This is a genomic window from Chryseobacterium sp. L12 (assembly GCF_056133985.1).
In genome coordinates, this window is record NZ_JBVYOF010000010.1 from 99,822 (window position 1) to 115,981 (window position 16,160).

The following is a 16,160-nucleotide window of genomic DNA, read 5'->3' on the forward strand; positions in this document are numbered from 1 at the left end:
TATTTCTTACCATGATGTAAATGGGTTGATTGTTTGATATTACCAATCTGGTTTGTATGCTAACCAATCTTTGGGTATTTTTTGTTTAATATAAATTTTATAGTACCTTCTTTCCTTTAATTTTCTATCTACAATATAAATTGTATCATTTTTAAATTTTGTATCGTATGTATATAATTCATTCCCATTTACTTTAAAAACAACAAATTGTTTTATCACTAATCTGTTTTTTTTATCAAGTCCATAATAAGCATTTTGCGCTTTACACGGATCTAGGTCACTCTTTTCTATATCATTTTGAAAACTAAAGAAACCAACTTTTCCATTATCATAAAATTTAATAAATCTTTTGTAATTACTTTTCTTATAATATAAGTGGTCTTGTTCATCCCTTGAGAACTCTCCGTCATATTTATAGATTATTGTAGTATCAATAGTATTATCAATTTTTAAATTAAATTTTAATAGTTTTCTTGTCATTCCGCATTTATTCTGAGGATAAATACAGTAGTTTGAAGTCGCTAAAATCATTATGAAGCTGAGAATGCTTATTATTCTTACCATGATGTAAAAGGATTTATGGTTTGATACTGAAAATAAGGTTTTATTCCTGGCGATAATACTTCAAAGCCCGGTTGAGCCGAAATCCAATCATGGGCCATAATATTTTGGATAGGATGCCTTACATATCTGTCAGAATCTATACCTACTCTGTAATTCCCCCAACCAATATAGGCAGCTCCCATTCTATATCTTGGACCTTTCTCTTCCACATAACTATTAGGCAAACATGCCCCATTACTATAACAAGGTCCTTCTTTCATTCGAAGATCATCCCATCTTGGATTATTAGGATCCTTACTTTCATAGCTGTCAGATGTTCTTTCACCAGTAAATAAATTGAATCCAGCATGGAAATCTCCAACATTAATAGTCATAGCTGCCGTTCTCCATCTATCATGATTATCTCCTAAATGAGTACCCTTTGGTCCTTTTGCAAAAGGACTTCCATCATTTTCATAAGTTAAAGAAAAATCCCCACTGCCTAATCTTATTATCCCAGTTTGTTGTGCATGAACACCTCTCCAAACATTTGTCCCTAACATAATTCCAAGATTTCCTTCTGTTCCTAAGGTGCCTGCCATTGCAGAGTATCTAAACCCCCAGCCTGACACACCACTACCTGAATGCTTAGTATAATAGGTACTTGTAATACTTGCAGATACTACAAAATCCCCTTTTCTGTAACTCACGCTAAGGCTAGCTCCAACACTAAAGCTGTTTCCAAAAGCAATGGCTGGTGAAATTCCTATACTAAATCCTTTACCTAAATCAATATTAAAACTCATAAAAGAACCCACAAATCCTGTGGCTGCATATCCTGCAATGGCTCCCCATGATAATGCGGCTGCGGCACCTCCGGTTGCTGCGGTTATTGTTCCCATAATGGCTCCGGAAACGGCACCTCCTAAAACAGACATTCCAAATTTTCCCCAGCTCCAGTCTCCTGTTTGTATTGCCTGACCTATGTAACTTGTACCTCCCATAATGGCACCTACTATAGCTGCTACATATACCACAGCCAAAACAAATGCCTCACCACTAGGATCTGTATACATTAAAGGATTATTTAATACATATCCAAACCTATTATAGCTTTGAGTATTAAAAGGATCTTGAATATAATTATCAACCGATAAGAAAGTATGAAGTTTAGGATCGTACATTCTTCCATTCATATGAATTAATCCTAACTGAAAAAAATGCTCATGCCCTGTGTAGCCTCTTTCAATCAATAAATCAGGTTTTTCCTTTTTAAGATCAACCTTTATTCCGTATTTTTCTAAATATACCAAATTACCCCATGCATCAAACTGCCTTCTTTCCTCCACATTTCCAGCATGATCAGAAATTGCATAAATACTACCTTGGTAATCTCTATGAAGATAATGCATTCCTTCACTTATCACTGCTCCAGAAGCATTAAAATCTTTAATATATACTGCCGGAGCCGAATAAGGATTACCTGCTACATAGGTAACAATTCTCGTTCTTAGAGCAGTTCCGCTTACTCTTCCAGCATAGTTATGTCTTATTATTTCAATTGTATTGTCATCGGAATAAATTTTATTTTTTGCATAGAATAAAAGATTTGTACTATAATCATACTGTGAAGACGATCTTGTCTGGTGGATATTATAATTGAACTTTGCCATTTCATATCCATCCTGCATAATGCTAACAGGGTTCTTATACGCATTGTATGAAATTTGCTGCAATTGGTTAACACTATAATAAGCATTTCCTGCAACATTTAGATTTATCCCTTTCTTTCTATACCTGCTGCTATTTATATATTTATAATCACCTACATCGCTGTTATTATCAATTCTTCCATAATTATCATAAGTTTGAGATTGTGTATTGACAGGATCTGCCCATGATATTAATCTTTGTAAATTATCGTACTGAAAATTTTCACTCCATCCTCCCTGAATAACCGTATTACTCCTGCTTATAAGAAGCCCGGTAATTCCCTCAAAATTATAAGTATTATTTAAAATATTGCCACTAAGGCTATTGTTATGCTTTGCAAGTTTTAAAAGATAATTTGCATCATATTCATTATTAATATCTGTTCCATTACCGAAATAAGCTGATAACACTTGTCCCTTTTCATTAATAGTGTTCAGTTTCCAAATCAATTTACCGCTACTGTCATTGATACTTTCCAGCATTCCGCAGGAAGCATAATTATTTTCAGCTTCAACAATACTGGAAGCAGAACCATAAACGGTTTCTTTAATTTCTTTCTTTACCCTTCCAAAACTATCATATGAATATCGTTTTTTGAAAATTGCAATGCCATTGTTTTCTTCTCGTTCTGATAGGCGGTAGAAATTGTCGTATTTATAAGTATAAGAGTTGTTGATTCCATTAGATGTTCCTGTTTCTGAATCTATTAATCCTTGAGCATTATAACTGTAACTAATTTTTATATCTGTATTATCACCTATAACACTTCTCTTGCTCACTCTTCCATGCTGATCATACGTATATTCTGTTTTGCCTTTCGGATTTTCTTCTTTTAGGATCTGTCCTAAATTGTCATACACATAAGTATAATCTCCTCCTACAGATGGATCTGATAGTTTTATTTTTCTACCCCATCCATCCTGCTCAATACTTACAATATGCCCTGCATAATTTGAAGATTTCATCGCTCCATTGGCAAAATATGTATAGTGAATATCACCTCCATTATCAGACATCTTAATCTTATTCCCCCAAGCGTCTTTTGTAATAGTCTGTGTTTTTTGCCCGTCAATAACAGTAGCAGATAAACCATTATATGAGGTAGTAATTATTTTTCCTGATGGATAAATGGTTTTTATAATTCTTCCATAATCATCGTATTCTGTAAGGATCCATCTATGTGGAGAAGAAGTAGAAAAATATGGCTCACTGACTTTAAATGGTTTGTCCAGAATATTATAATCTGTTCTTTTTTCTATCCATTTATTATTAATTGATAATCCTCTTTCTATACGTATTCTGCCCCAATTATCTGATATTGTCTCTTTACTAGCTCCTGTTGCTTCAGTAACTTTTAATTTTATTCCATTAGTAAAATCTCCAGAAGTGATCCATTCATAAGAATATTGTGTAATATTATTATAAATATCTTTATCCTGCACTTTTCTCTGCCAATTATCATAAATATATGATAATGTTTGATTTAAATGATTGGTTGTTGAAATTAGTAGACCAAAAGCGCTATCATAATTATATAAAGTAGAAATTCCCTGAATATTAGTTGTTTTGATAGCAAATCTGCCCGATGAATCATATTGATTCTTCTCGGTTCTTGGGAAAGCACCATTTGCTGATAATGTTTTTTCTATGTTATTACCAAAAGAATCATATACAAAATCTTCAGTTATATAATCTGTATTATTTCCTTTTTTCTTGCGTTGTATTAATAATCCATTATTATAAGAAAGAAGCTCTTCTGTAGAAAAAGTATCGTTGCCTAAAATTTGAGTTTCTGTTTTCTTGACAGGCCTTCCAATATAATATTGATTACTAATTCCCGAAGGATTATCTTCATAATCAATTAATGTTGTTTTCTCACCTCCGCTAGCGACAAGTCTTGTTTTCTTAGGATTATTATAAATATCGTAAATATCATAATACTGATTAGTTGTAACACCAGATAAATTGTCTATCTGCTGTATCTGTATTGGTAGATTAGTAAAAACTTTATTTGGTGATAAGGAAGTAGTATAACTATTAATTGTCTTTGATACAAATGAAGTTGGTGAATTAAAATCAATAATAGATTTTAATACATAGCTTTCAGAGACTGCTCCTCTTTTTTGAGGATCTTGTAAAGATATTGTCCAAAATGGCTGAACGTTTCCTCCATATACAGATGATCTGGCAAGTCCCTTGAAGCCTATAAATCCTAAGCCCTCCATATTGACTACAGCGCCCTTGTATCTGTATTCCTGGATTTTTGTTTCCCCGTTAAAGCTTTTTTCTATCTTCTTTACGAGCTTTATGGATGGGGCTAGATTAAGGCTCACATTTGGATACTGTTCGGAATTATCTGAAGTATAAGCTCCGGAGGAAACTCCATTATCCATAACAGTATCATATGTAATATTTGTCACAAGATCATTTTCTTTTATTCTTTTTAAAGAAGTATCTATTCTATTGTCTTTCTTGAAGGATATGTATTTTATTTTATCCCCTCCAAAAAAAGCATAATCTAAGTTTTGGTTTACAATATTTTGGTTGGATAAAAACATAGGAGTACCATTAGCTGTACAGCCATTGTAAGTGTACATATTATTCCACATCATATTTTCTCCTGAAAAATTAGCTGTACCATCCAGATTATTGCTCATATTGTATTTTACACTTCCAAATTCCTTAATGGCATAATTAGCACCATAAGTATTGTAAGGATAATTCCACTGAGAACCTGGAACATCATAAGGTGCGAAAATAGAATGATAGAATAAATCTGCTTTTCCATCTCCATTAACATCAGCAAAATTGTAATAGATTATCTGTTGGACATATCCACAATCTAAATTTCCATTAGCGGCAGTATAACAGGTGTTTTTAACTTCAGATTTTCTAAAAATCATGGAAATATCTTTAGTTACCTGAGTAAAAGATTGCCCGTTGGATATTAAATGAAACCAATTACTGCTACCTTCAGCAGTAGGAATAACAATGTCTGTTTTACCATCTCCATTCAAATCTGTTAAATAAAATGGATAATCAAAGTTGATAGCTGAATTATTGATTATTGTTTTTTGAACCAAAGTATTATTTTCCAGACCATACACAGTAATCTGACCTCCGTTCAAAACAAACAAATCAGCTTTCCCATCACCTTCAAGATCAGCCACATAAATTCTGGAAGAAGATTTCACCACGTGATTTCCTCCAATATCTACAGGAATTTGAGAAGAATTAGGATTTAAGTCTAATAAATAAGCTTGCGAATAATCAATTGTTGAAGTTTGGGTACAGCAATTTGGTGAAGGACGCGCTTCTTGATCAGGTGACAGATTCGCTTTTCCATTATTGTTACAGGTATAAGTAGAAGTCTGGCTGTAGGGCATAGTAAGCGCTATAATATCTGACAAACCATCCCCATTGAAATCCCCTGTAAAGAATTTCTTTGGAATTTTTTGATACCTCGTATCATTTCCTCCTATAATTACACAACTTTGATTTTGAGCAACAGGAAAAGAATAAGTTTTAGTATAGATTAAATCTAAAGAACTATAACTCAAATTGGAAACATAATTATTAACTTTTATGATTTCCTGATCACTAACAAGACTTCCTGTTCCAATTGTAGTAACAGCATCAAGATTGTTAAATTTATTAGTGGTTAACAGTAGTTTTGTTGAAAATATATCAGAAAACTTTTCTATATTGATCAGGTTTCCTGCAACATTAGAATTAGTCGTTAATAATTGACTTGAGTTAAAGCGATACAGCTTATCTTTTGAATTAGGATAGGTAAAAAAATCTATAGAGGCATCATTATCAAAGTATCCCGCAAGATATTTCCAGCTATTTGAGTCATATGCAGGTGACACATTACTGATACTAGCATTTGGATTATTAATGATTCCATTATCAGTAGTATCGTATTCAAAAATTATAGGTTTTATAGATTCACCATCCCCATTAAATTCTTGTACTTGAGTAAGTCTTTCGTATCCTAAAGAAGTTGTATCATATGTAAGCTGATATTTTCTGTAAAGTTGATTATTTCCTAAAACTTCAATTCTATCAAGTACTTTAGTTATAGCATAAATAGTATTTCCATAAACATACATTTGCTCATTTCTTGTTCTGTTTTTATAGACAAGATTAATGATATTCACAGGATTATAGGAACCTACAGACGGGTTTCCCCCATATTTTACGGAAGACAGATATATATTTTCATTGTCTTTAAAGTATGAAAACTCTATTCTGTTATACTTTACGTCATCAATATGGGTAACTTTCCACTCGAGCTGGCTTTGGGAATTAGAAGTGTTACCATAAATAGCTGTATTACCATTAGGATAATACACCATAAAGTAAGAGGGACCATAATTTGCGCCATAAGGAGAAACTCCATAAGAAATTACTTTTATATTAGAATAATTTTCTGTCTGATATATAGCTCCGTCTCCTCCATATGTTCCAGACTTCAATATTAATCTCTGACCATCTAATGCAAACCTGTCTTTATCATTATAATTAACAGCATCAATTATATCATCATGAAATTTTGTAGCCGGAATTCTTGTAATAGAAGATGCACCTGAAATATTCCAACCCCAACCTGCAATTCCGTTTTTACTTTGACTGGAATAGTTTAAAGAAATATTAGGTACAGCATTTTTTACACTTGGAAGGTTAGCAATAGGGATAGTATAATTGGCTCCTCCTGTAGAAGATACAGAAAAATCACCTGTTGTCTGACCCACAGCTTGTGCATCCACTAGCTTCATTAAAAAGAAAAGAGCTAATAAAAAAGATATTTTTATTTTCATTATTATATAGAATTTGTGTTTTATTGTTTTAAAACTTTATAAGTTAATTTTTCCCCTGTATTCAAATGGAAAATAATTACATACATACCTATGGGTTGATCAGATAAATCTAATATGATCTTATTTTTTCGTTTATCAAAAGGAATTTGTCTGTACTGAGTAAAATTATAGGCTACATATTCAACTTTCTGAATCATATCTCCCAGCTCAGGAGAACATACAAGATTAACCTTGTCGTTTGTAGGATTAGGATAGATTTTAACCTCAATACCCTGTGGGAACTCCGGTTCACTTAGCAAGTCTGTTTTATTTATAGTTTTACTTTGGGCAGAGCAGGTACTACAGTACTGCCTTATGATCTGATTGCCTCCATTTTCATAATCAAATATGAGAGTTTGTGATTTCAATTCTCCTATAGATAGGAATAAGATGAAAGTACAATATATTGTTTTTTCCATAAATATTGATTTACAAGTACAAAAATCTTAAAAATAAACAGCATACAAAAGGATAATGCATCTTAGCAATTTCATTAAACAGACAAATTGTCTAAAAAATAATATATCATTTCATTTTTATAGATATATTTGCTATTAACACGCAATTGACTATGAAGAATTATCAAAAAAGTCTTTTTGACTTACTATTAAAAAAATCTGGAGGAAAAAAAGGTTTGGTTGACATTATGATTGATAAGTTGGCATTATCAAATGATACTGCTTATAGAAGAATCAGTGGGAAAAATCATATTACATTCAACGAAGGAGTTACTCTGACTTCGCATTTTGGTATTCCCTTAGATAGAATCCATGATTCCAATGTCAATAATGTTGTGCTTAACAAGATTCACGATATCTATAATATAGATGATCTTGAAAAATATTTTGAATCATCCATTGAGAATCTTCAAACAGTGAAAACTATTCCTGATGTTGAATTTATCTATGCTGCAAAAGATATTCCCCTTTTTTATTTCATGAAATTTGATAATTTACAGAAATTTAAAATTTACACCTGGCTTAAATTGATGGATTCTGATTTTTTTTCAAACAGAGTGAGTTTTGAAGAATTTAAAGTTCCTGAAGAGATTAAACAAAAAGGACTTCTACTCTCTCAGGTATATCATGATGTAAGCTCTACAGAAATATGGGGCAATGTTACTATTTATGCTATGCTTGAACAGCTTATCTATTTTCATCAGCTGGAAATGATTAGCACAGATAGTGTCTTAATAATTTGTGACGAAGTAATAAAAGTTCTAAAACAGATAGAATATGAAGCCATACATGAGAAAAAAAACGGCAAAAATGTTTATTTCAAATTTTACCAAAATGATTTATTGATTATGAATAATACTGTTTTCATAAAGTTTTTGGATCAGAAAATGCTTTTTTTACCTTATAATATTTTAAGCTATTATTATACATCGGATGAGAGGGTCTGTAATAATTACGAAAAAAGTCTCGAATTAATTCTTAAAAATTCTGAGCTACTTTCTGCAAATAATAAAGCTAGACATTTATTCTTCAATAAAATGTATAAAAAAGTAGATGATTTAAAAAAAATGATAAAATTGCAAAATTACAATTCAAAATAGCAGTAAAAACTTCACATCTAAGTAATTTTTAATTGAATTTTGAAAAAATTATACTCATTATTGTATATGTTTAGCAATCATACGATTTCATATTTAAAAAAGAATAATCACACTCCTAAAATAGTTTTTGCAGTGACAAACTCTTTCAAAGCCAATAAAGAAAGCTCTGTTCCATAGCCGGAAGATTTTGTGCCTCCAAAAGGAAAACGAGGATCAGAACTCGTCATCCTGTTGATATTTACCGTTCCCGATTCTAATCCTTCAATATAAAACTGCTGTCTTTCTTTATTTGTAGTCCAAACCGAGTTAGCCAGCCCGAAAGGAACATTATTTGCAATTTCCAGTGCTTTATCATCGTTTTCAGCAATCATAATCATTCCTAAAGGACCAAAAAGCTCTTCCTGTAAAATCGGATTTCCTTCTTGAACTCTTATTAATCCCGGATTAAATTCATTATCTGAAATTCTTTCCAGCGGAAGTATCACTACCGCACCGTGGGTCAATGCTTTCTGATACTGCTTTTCAAGATCATCTGCCAAATCAGATTTTGCCATTCCGCCCAATTTCGTTTCCTTCAGTTTAGGATCGGCAGGAACATACTTTTTATATTCTTCAATGAATTTCGGAAGAAAATCAGATTCAATATCTTTCTGAATGATAAATCTTTTTGCGGCAACACAGGTCTGCCCGCAGTTTTGCAGTCTGGCTAAAGCTCCGACTTTGGCTGCTTCATCCAAATCAGCATCATCCAAGACAATAAAAGCATCGCTTCCTCCTAGTTCTAAAAGTGATTTCTTAATATTTTTTCCGGCAATTGATGCTACTTCCGCTCCTGCTTTTTCACTTCCGGTAAGACTTACGCCTTTTATTACTTTATGTTCCAGAATTTCCTTCACATCACGATGTCCTACTTCCAGATTCTGAAAAACACCTTCCGGAAAGCCAGCTTCAATAAAAACTTTCTCAATAGCATTTCCACTTCCAAAACAAATGGATGCATGCTTTAGCACTACTGTATTTCCTGCCAGAATTGCAGGTGTTGCAAACCTTAAAACCTGCCAGAAAGGAAAATTCCATGGCATAACACCAAGAATTACCCCTTTGGGAACATAATGTATTTCCGAAATACTATACTCAGATTCTATTTTTTCAGGAAGTAGAATATTTTCAGCTTTGGCATAATAATTCATCATTAACGCACATTTCTCGACTTCTGCGATAGCCTGAGAAATAGGCTTATTCATTTCATTTGTTATAATTTCACCGAAAAATTCAGATTTGTTTTTAAATATTTCCGCAGCTTTTGCAATAAGTTTCTGTTTCTTTTCAAACGGAATTGTCTTCCATTCCTGAAAAGTTTTTTCAGCTTTTAATAGCTTATTTTCTATTAAATTTTCCATGTTAATTTTGTATTAAAGACAATGAGTCTTTTGCTTTACATAAAGCATTATTATGATTACAAATGCTGTTCCTTGTAACTTGTCTAGCTAATGATTAATTCTATGAAATAAATATTTCTTATCAGTCAAAAAAATAATGGTAAAATGATAATTGCTAAAGATCTAAATCATAAACCACTCATTGGCTAAGCTTGCAGCGAGTCTTGATGTGCGATCCTGAATATCAAAATCAGGATTGACTTCTGCAATATCCAGCGCTGCCAGTTTTTCATTTCTAAGTATATGCCTGTATAAATGCATAAAAGCTGCATCTGCAAAAATCCCGTTATAAGCGGATGCTGAAACTCCCGGTGCAATTGAAGCATTAAAAACATCCATGCAAATAGTCATATAAAGAATATCAACAGATTCTGCCAATTCATTCACTCTTTCGTATACAGAAGGAAGATTTTCAAAAAATAATTCATCTGCCAAAATGTATTTCATTCCAAGCTGATGAGCCGTATCAAAGAGTTTTAATGTATTGGAATTTCTCTGAATTCCGATATGCAAGGAGTTAATTTCACTTTCCTGAGCAATTTGCCAAAAACCCGTTCCTGAACTTGCTCCTACTCCACTTTCCGGCTGTCTGTTATCGAAATGAGCATCAAAATTAATAATCCCGATTTTATGCTCAGGAAAAGCTGTTCTGATTCCACGATAATGACCGAAAGTAACTTCATGTCCTCCGCCTAAAACTAATGATTTACCACCTTTTAGTAAAACCTTTGACACATTTTTAGCCAATAAGTTTTGAGCACTTTCAAGATTTGTATCTTCACAAGTGATATTTCCAAAATCAAGAAGAGAAAAATCCGGAAATATTACCGGAAAATTAGCCATATTTTTCCTTATTACATCAGGTGCTTTTTTTGCTCCCTGCCTGCCTTTATTTCTACGAACTCCTTCATCCACAGCAAAACCGTGCAAAACAAAATTATTTTTTGAAATCAGATCGTAATTGCTTTCCTGTATTACTCTTTGAAATATTCTGTGGTAAAGGAGCTCTTCTCCGTCTAATCTTCCCTGCCAAATAGTATTCATTGTTTCGGTTATTTAACTTGTAGTGTAACTTTATTCGACTTTGAATCCATCAATATATACATTCTCAGCGTTTAAACTACCCTGATTGTAAAGAACATTCTGAAAATTGTCAGTTTTAAAACATATAAAATCAGCTTTATATCCTTCTACCAGTTTTCCCCTATCTTCCAGACCAAGAGCGAAAGCCGATCGGAAAGTTATTCCGGCCAAGACTTCCGCAGTTGTAAGTTTCTCAAATGTTGCTAAAATTGAAGCCTGCGTAATCAAATTTCCCATCGGCGCAGAACCTGGGTTCCAGTCACTTGCTATTGCGACAATGGCTCCTGCATCCAAAAGTTTTCTTGCCGGAGTAAATTTTTCGCCCAATCCTAAACTGGCTCCGGGTAAAGCTGTCGCTACAGTATCTGAATTTGCTAAAAAATCAATATCATCATCAATTGTTGCCTCAAGATGATCAGCAGATTTTGCGCCAACTTCTACTGCAATTCTCGAACTTCCGGGTGTAAACTGATCTGCATGTACGGTAATTTCAAATCCTAAATTTTTAGCTTTAAGTAAAAAACCTTTACTTTCTTCAGGCTGAAATGCTGATTTCTCAATAAAAATATCAACACGTTTTGCTAAATTCTCTTCTTTAACTTTCGGAAGAATTTCATCTACAATATATGCCAAATATTCTTCGTTACTTCCATCAAAATCTCTTGGTTTCAAGTGAGCAGAAAGACACGTTGGAATTAGGGTTGCTTTTGTCAGAATTTGTGCTTTTTTAATGATTCGAAGCATTTTCAATTCGTTTTCAACATCCAATCCATAACCGCTTTTTACTTCGATGGTTGTAATTCCAAGAGAAATTAAAAAATCAATCCTCTGCAATAAAGTTTCCAGTAATTCTTTTTCCGAAGCAGCTCTTGTATGCTGCACAGAACTCCAGATTCCGCCTCCGCTTTCAGCAATTTCGAGATAAGTTTTTCCTGCATTCCGCATTGCAAAATCGTTCGCACGATTTCCGCCAAAACAAATGTGGGTATGAGAATCTACAAAAGCCGGAAGAGCAATTTGTTCTCCTTCAATGATTTCTAATTCTGCATTTTGGTATTTGGATTTTAATACTTCAAAATTTCCTACCTGCTGAATTTTATCATTATTGAGTAAAATTCCACCATCAGTAATTATTTGAAGCTGTTCGTCAGAAAGTTTTCCTCTTAGCGGAAGATTGGCAAGCGTTACAACTTGCTTGAAGGGACCTATTAATTTCATTTATTTTCTCTGTAGATTGATACTAAATACTTTGGTGGATAGAATTCTAATTCCCAAATGTAGTATAAAAACCAATTTTGGAAGTTCATTTTTTTTATTTTCTCAATTATTTTATAATATCTTCAATTATTTCTAAATGATGTTTTGTGTGTATTTCAAGAAAAATTTTAGTCTGCCTTAGCCTAAGTTTTCCGAAAAATGGATGTTCAAAATATTTGTCTGCAGATAAATTTTCTAATTCTTTAATTTTATACCGCGTTTTCGATATATGCATCAATAAATCGTTATTATCAATATTTTCTTTTGGTTGAACAACTTTTGGTGATTTAGCTTTTCCTCTCGGTATTTTTTTCATTGTCAAAACTACAATTCTAATAAAGTTAAATTTCCATTTATAGTCATTTGGATTTGATTGAATTAGAAAATTTATAATCTCATCTAATGTCAACAACGAATGTTCTATATGCCATCCAACATTTGCTGGAGAAACTTCCTGATTTAATTCTCTACAAAATGGAATTTTATCTTCTAATTGATCTAACAGTTTCTCTAATTTGTTCTTCATTTTTTTTTAATCATCTTATTTGTTGAATTATCATGACAATTACTTTCTCATTTAAAAGTTAATGTACAATCTTTTTTTTTGGATAATTTTTTAATATGACACCCACTATATGGAATATTCGGTGCTCTCTATAAAAACAAATATTTCGTAAAATCCCTTGTTAAGAAGTTTATCCTAAAGTTTTATCAAAAATACTTAAAATATCTGTTGTTCTCAAATCTTAATTTTTCCTCCATTTCTCATTCTAAACCTTAGACTAAAATTCCTATCTTTACAGTAAATGAAATTGAATAAATGCCAGATTTTTTACATCCAGATAAAGACAATTATTCCAGCGAAGAGCTGATGCAGGAGCAGCAAATACGTCCTCAGAGTTTTAAAGATTTTGCCGGCCAAAGAAAAACACTGGAAAATTTAGAAGTGTTTGTAACTGCAGCCAAAAAGCGTGGCGGTGCGCTGGATCATGTTCTTTTACACGGTCCGCCCGGATTGGGCAAAACTACCTTAGCTAATATTATTGCGAATGAATTGGGTGTAAACTGTAAAATTACATCAGGTCCGGTTTTGGACAAGCCCGGAAGTTTAGCCGGTTTACTGACCAACCTTGAAGAAAATGATGTGCTTTTCATTGACGAAATTCACAGGCTTTCTCCTATTGTAGAAGAATATCTTTACTCTGCAATGGAAGATTATAAAATAGATATTATGCTGGAAACCGGTCCGAATGCAAGAAGTGTTCAAATCGGGCTGAATCCTTTTACTTTAGTGGGAGCAACTACCCGAAGCGGAATGCTTACCAAACCTATGCTCGCAAGATTTGGAATTCAAAGCAGGCTGGAATATTATACTATTGAATTATTATCAATGATCATTATCCGAAGTGCCGGTGTTTTAGGAATAAAAATTTATGAAGATGCCGCCATTGAAATTGCTAGACGCAGCCGCGGAACGCCCAGAATTGCCAATGCTCTTTTAAGAAGAGTAAGGGATTTTGCTGAAATTAAAGGAAATGGAGAAATTGAAATTGAAATTACAAAATACGCTTTAAATTCATTGAATGTAGACGAATTTGGCTTAGATGAAATGGATAACAAAATTATGCGTGTCATGATTGAAAACTTTAAAGGAAAACCTGTAGGAATATCAGCTTTGGCAACTTCTATCGCAGAAAATCCTGAAACTTTGGAAGAAGTGTATGAACCTTTTCTTATACAGGAAGGATTTATCATCAGAACTCCGAGAGGACGAGAGGTAACAGAAAAAGCATATAAACATTTGAATATTGCTAAACCGAAAAATCCGGGAGAACTTTTTTAAATCACTAGTGAATTAAATCAATGAAAACCAAAAAAATATATCAATGAAACTATATCCTATACAATGCGGAAAATTTAAGCTGGACGGAGGTGCCATGTTCGGAGTCGTCCCAAAGAGTTTGTGGGAAAAAACAAATCCTGCAGACGAAAGAAATTTAATTGAACTGGGAACGCGTTCCCTCCTGATAGAAGATGGAAAAAAATTAATTTTAATTGACTGCGGTCTCGGGAACAAACAGGATGATAAATTCTTTGGACATTATTCGCTCTGGGGAGATGATACTTTAGATAAAAATCTTCAGAAATATGGGTTTGTTAAAGAAGATATCACCGATGTATTTTTGACTCATCTGCACTTCGACCATTGTGGTGGTGCTATAGGATGGAATGACGACAGGACAGGATACAGACCTGCATTCAAAAATGCACAGTTCTGGACTAATGAAAACCACTGGAAATGGGCAACAGAACCGAATGCGAGAGAAAAAGCAAGCTTCCTGAAGGAAAATATCCTTCCAATACAGGAAAGTGGTCAATTGAATTTTTTACCGCTTCCTACAACCGGAAATTACGGCTTTGCACCAGATTTAAAAATGGATGTAATTTTTGTGGACGGACATACAGAGAAACAAATGCTTCCTGTAATCCAATATCAGGAAAAAACCATTGTCTTTGCTGCTGACTTAATTCCAACAACAGGACATATTCCACAGGTGTATGTAATGGGATATGACACAAGACCTTTATTAACGATAGAAGAAAAAGCTAAGTTTCTGAAACAATGTGTAGAAAATGATTATCTTCTGTTCTTAGAACATGATGCTCATCACGAACTTGCAAGTCTGAAAATGACTGAAAAAGGAGTTCGTCTTGATGAAACTTTTAGTTTTAATGATGTTTTTGGATATTAATTTTAGTTATGGAAGATTTATTGAATTCGGAATCAAAAAAAACAGAACCCTATCCCTCATCAAGCTCAAAAATAATTGGTCTTACAGGAGGTATTGGCTCGGGTAAAACTACTGTAGCAAAATTTATAGAAAACTGTGGATTTCCGGTTTATTACTCGGATGACAGAGCCAAAGAAATCGTTAACGATAATACCGAATTAAAGATAAAAATAAAAGAACTGTTGGGTGATGAGTCTTATAATGAAAATGAGCTCTACAACAGGAAATTTGTTGCTAAAAAAGTTTTTGAGAATGAAAATCTATTAGACCAGTTAAACAAGATTATTCATCCCGCAGTTCGTATTGATTTTGAGAATTGGGTAAAAAATCAAACCAAATATTTGATCTTCAAAGAAACTGCTTTACTGTTTGAGCTAAAGCTTCATTTAGAATGTTATCAATCTATTTTAGTAACCGCAGAAGATAATATCAGAATAAAGAGAGTGATGGATCGTGACCTTAAAACCTATAGGGAAGTACAGTCTATCATGGAAAATCAAATGATGGAAAAAGAAAAAATTAAGTTAGCTGATCATGTCATTTACAATAATGGAAATTTGGATGATCTGAAAGAACAAACAGAGAAAGTCATTTTCGAGATAGAATAACCACAATTTAATTAATAAAGTCACTGAAAATTCTCAGTGACTTTTTTTGTATAATAACTACAGATGGTAAAAAAAATAAGCTCTCATTTCTGAGAGCTTATTCAATTTTTAATTCAAAGAATAATCAAAAATTATTCTTTAATGAATTTTTTCTGAGCAGTACCTTTTACGTCATCAATGTCTATTACATAAAGTCCGTTGATTAGTCTGCTTACATCAATCTTATTGTTTAAGATGATTCCGCTTGAGATTAACTGACCCGAAGCACTGTAAATCTTGTAATTCGCTTTCTTACTGATGTTTTT

At 32.9% G+C, this 16,160-nt stretch carries 12 protein-coding genes; 4 read left to right on the top strand and 8 right to left on the bottom strand.

The genetic code is table 11. The features are described from left to right. Nucleotides 1-39 precede the first annotated feature (39 nt). Genes AC0NBN_RS06060 through AC0NBN_RS06070 form a run of 3 tightly spaced genes read right to left on the bottom strand, consistent with a single transcriptional unit; the run spans nucleotide 40 to nucleotide 7,537 of the window. Entirely contained in the window at nucleotides 40-564 is a 525-nt protein-coding gene (locus AC0NBN_RS06060) for a hypothetical protein (protein WP_160813784.1), read from the bottom strand. Further along, entirely contained in the window at nucleotides 558-7,079 is a 6,522-nt protein-coding gene (locus tag AC0NBN_RS06065; RefSeq protein ID WP_160813783.1) for a polymorphic toxin type 23 domain-containing protein, read from the bottom strand. Before AC0NBN_RS06065 ends, AC0NBN_RS06060 begins: the two co-directional genes overlap by 7 nt. A 20-nt stretch (nucleotides 7,080-7,099) precedes the next feature. After that, nucleotides 7,100-7,537 carry a hypothetical protein gene (locus tag AC0NBN_RS06070; RefSeq protein WP_160813782.1) on the bottom strand — a complete coding sequence of 146 codons (438 nt, stop codon included), beginning with the start codon at nucleotides 7,535-7,537 and terminating at the stop codon, nucleotides 7,100-7,102. A 152-nt stretch (nucleotides 7,538-7,689) separates the two neighbouring features. On the opposite strand from AC0NBN_RS06070, the gene AC0NBN_RS06075 reads away from it, so the two are divergent. Further along, nucleotides 7,690-8,676: a hypothetical protein gene (locus AC0NBN_RS06075; RefSeq protein ID WP_160813781.1), complete on the top strand. Its 987-nt coding sequence runs from the start codon at nucleotides 7,690-7,692 to the stop codon at nucleotides 8,674-8,676. 107 nt (nucleotides 8,677-8,783) lie between these two features. On the opposite strand, the gene AC0NBN_RS06080 is transcribed toward AC0NBN_RS06075, so the two are convergent. The 4 genes from AC0NBN_RS06080 to AC0NBN_RS06095 all read right to left on the bottom strand — a co-directional run bounded on the left by AC0NBN_RS06080 (nucleotide 8,784) and on the right by AC0NBN_RS06095 (nucleotide 12,981). Beyond that, nucleotides 8,784-10,076 carry an aldehyde dehydrogenase family protein gene (locus tag AC0NBN_RS06080; RefSeq protein WP_160813780.1) on the bottom strand — a complete coding sequence of 431 codons (1,293 nt, stop codon included), beginning with the start codon at nucleotides 10,074-10,076 and terminating at the stop codon, nucleotides 8,784-8,786. 162 nt (nucleotides 10,077-10,238) lie between these two features. Next, nucleotides 10,239-11,159, bottom strand: a complete 921-nt coding sequence (gene hutG, locus AC0NBN_RS06085; protein WP_160813779.1) for a formimidoylglutamase — start codon at nucleotides 11,157-11,159, stop codon at nucleotides 10,239-10,241. Nucleotides 11,160-11,189: 30 nt separating this feature from the next. After that, nucleotides 11,190-12,416, bottom strand: coding sequence for an imidazolonepropionase (gene hutI, locus AC0NBN_RS06090; protein ID WP_160813778.1), 1,227 nt, complete (start codon nucleotides 12,414-12,416; stop codon nucleotides 11,190-11,192). Between the two features lie 106 nt (nucleotides 12,417-12,522). Continuing rightward, nucleotides 12,523-12,981, bottom strand: coding sequence for a DUF1569 domain-containing protein (locus tag AC0NBN_RS06095; RefSeq protein ID WP_143884282.1), 459 nt, complete (start codon nucleotides 12,979-12,981; stop codon nucleotides 12,523-12,525). Between the two features lie 294 nt (nucleotides 12,982-13,275). Here AC0NBN_RS06095 and ruvB point away from each other — a divergent pair, with 294 nt between their 5' ends. Genes ruvB through coaE form a run of 3 tightly spaced genes read left to right on the top strand, consistent with a single transcriptional unit; the run spans nucleotide 13,276 to nucleotide 15,855 of the window. Further along, the gene (gene ruvB, locus AC0NBN_RS06100) at nucleotides 13,276-14,298 is read left to right on the top strand and encodes a Holliday junction branch migration DNA helicase RuvB (protein WP_143884283.1); all 1,023 of its coding nucleotides are present in this window, start codon (nucleotides 13,276-13,278) and stop codon (nucleotides 14,296-14,298) included. Between the two features lie 43 nt (nucleotides 14,299-14,341). After that, nucleotides 14,342-15,208 carry an MBL fold metallo-hydrolase gene (locus AC0NBN_RS06105; RefSeq protein WP_160813777.1) on the top strand — a complete coding sequence of 289 codons (867 nt, stop codon included), beginning with the start codon at nucleotides 14,342-14,344 and terminating at the stop codon, nucleotides 15,206-15,208. A gap of 8 nt (nucleotides 15,209-15,216) precedes the next feature. Continuing rightward, entirely contained in the window at nucleotides 15,217-15,855 is a 639-nt protein-coding gene (gene coaE, locus AC0NBN_RS06110) for a dephospho-CoA kinase (protein ID WP_160813776.1), read from the top strand. A 131-nt stretch (nucleotides 15,856-15,986) separates the two neighbouring features. Here the strand turns inward: coaE and AC0NBN_RS06115 are convergent, their stop codons facing one another. After that, on the bottom strand, nucleotides 15,987-16,154 hold the full coding sequence (locus AC0NBN_RS06115) for a T9SS type A sorting domain-containing protein (protein ID WP_474467544.1): 168 nt from the start codon (nucleotides 16,152-16,154) through the stop codon (nucleotides 15,987-15,989). Between the last annotated feature and the right edge of the window lie 6 nt (nucleotides 16,155-16,160).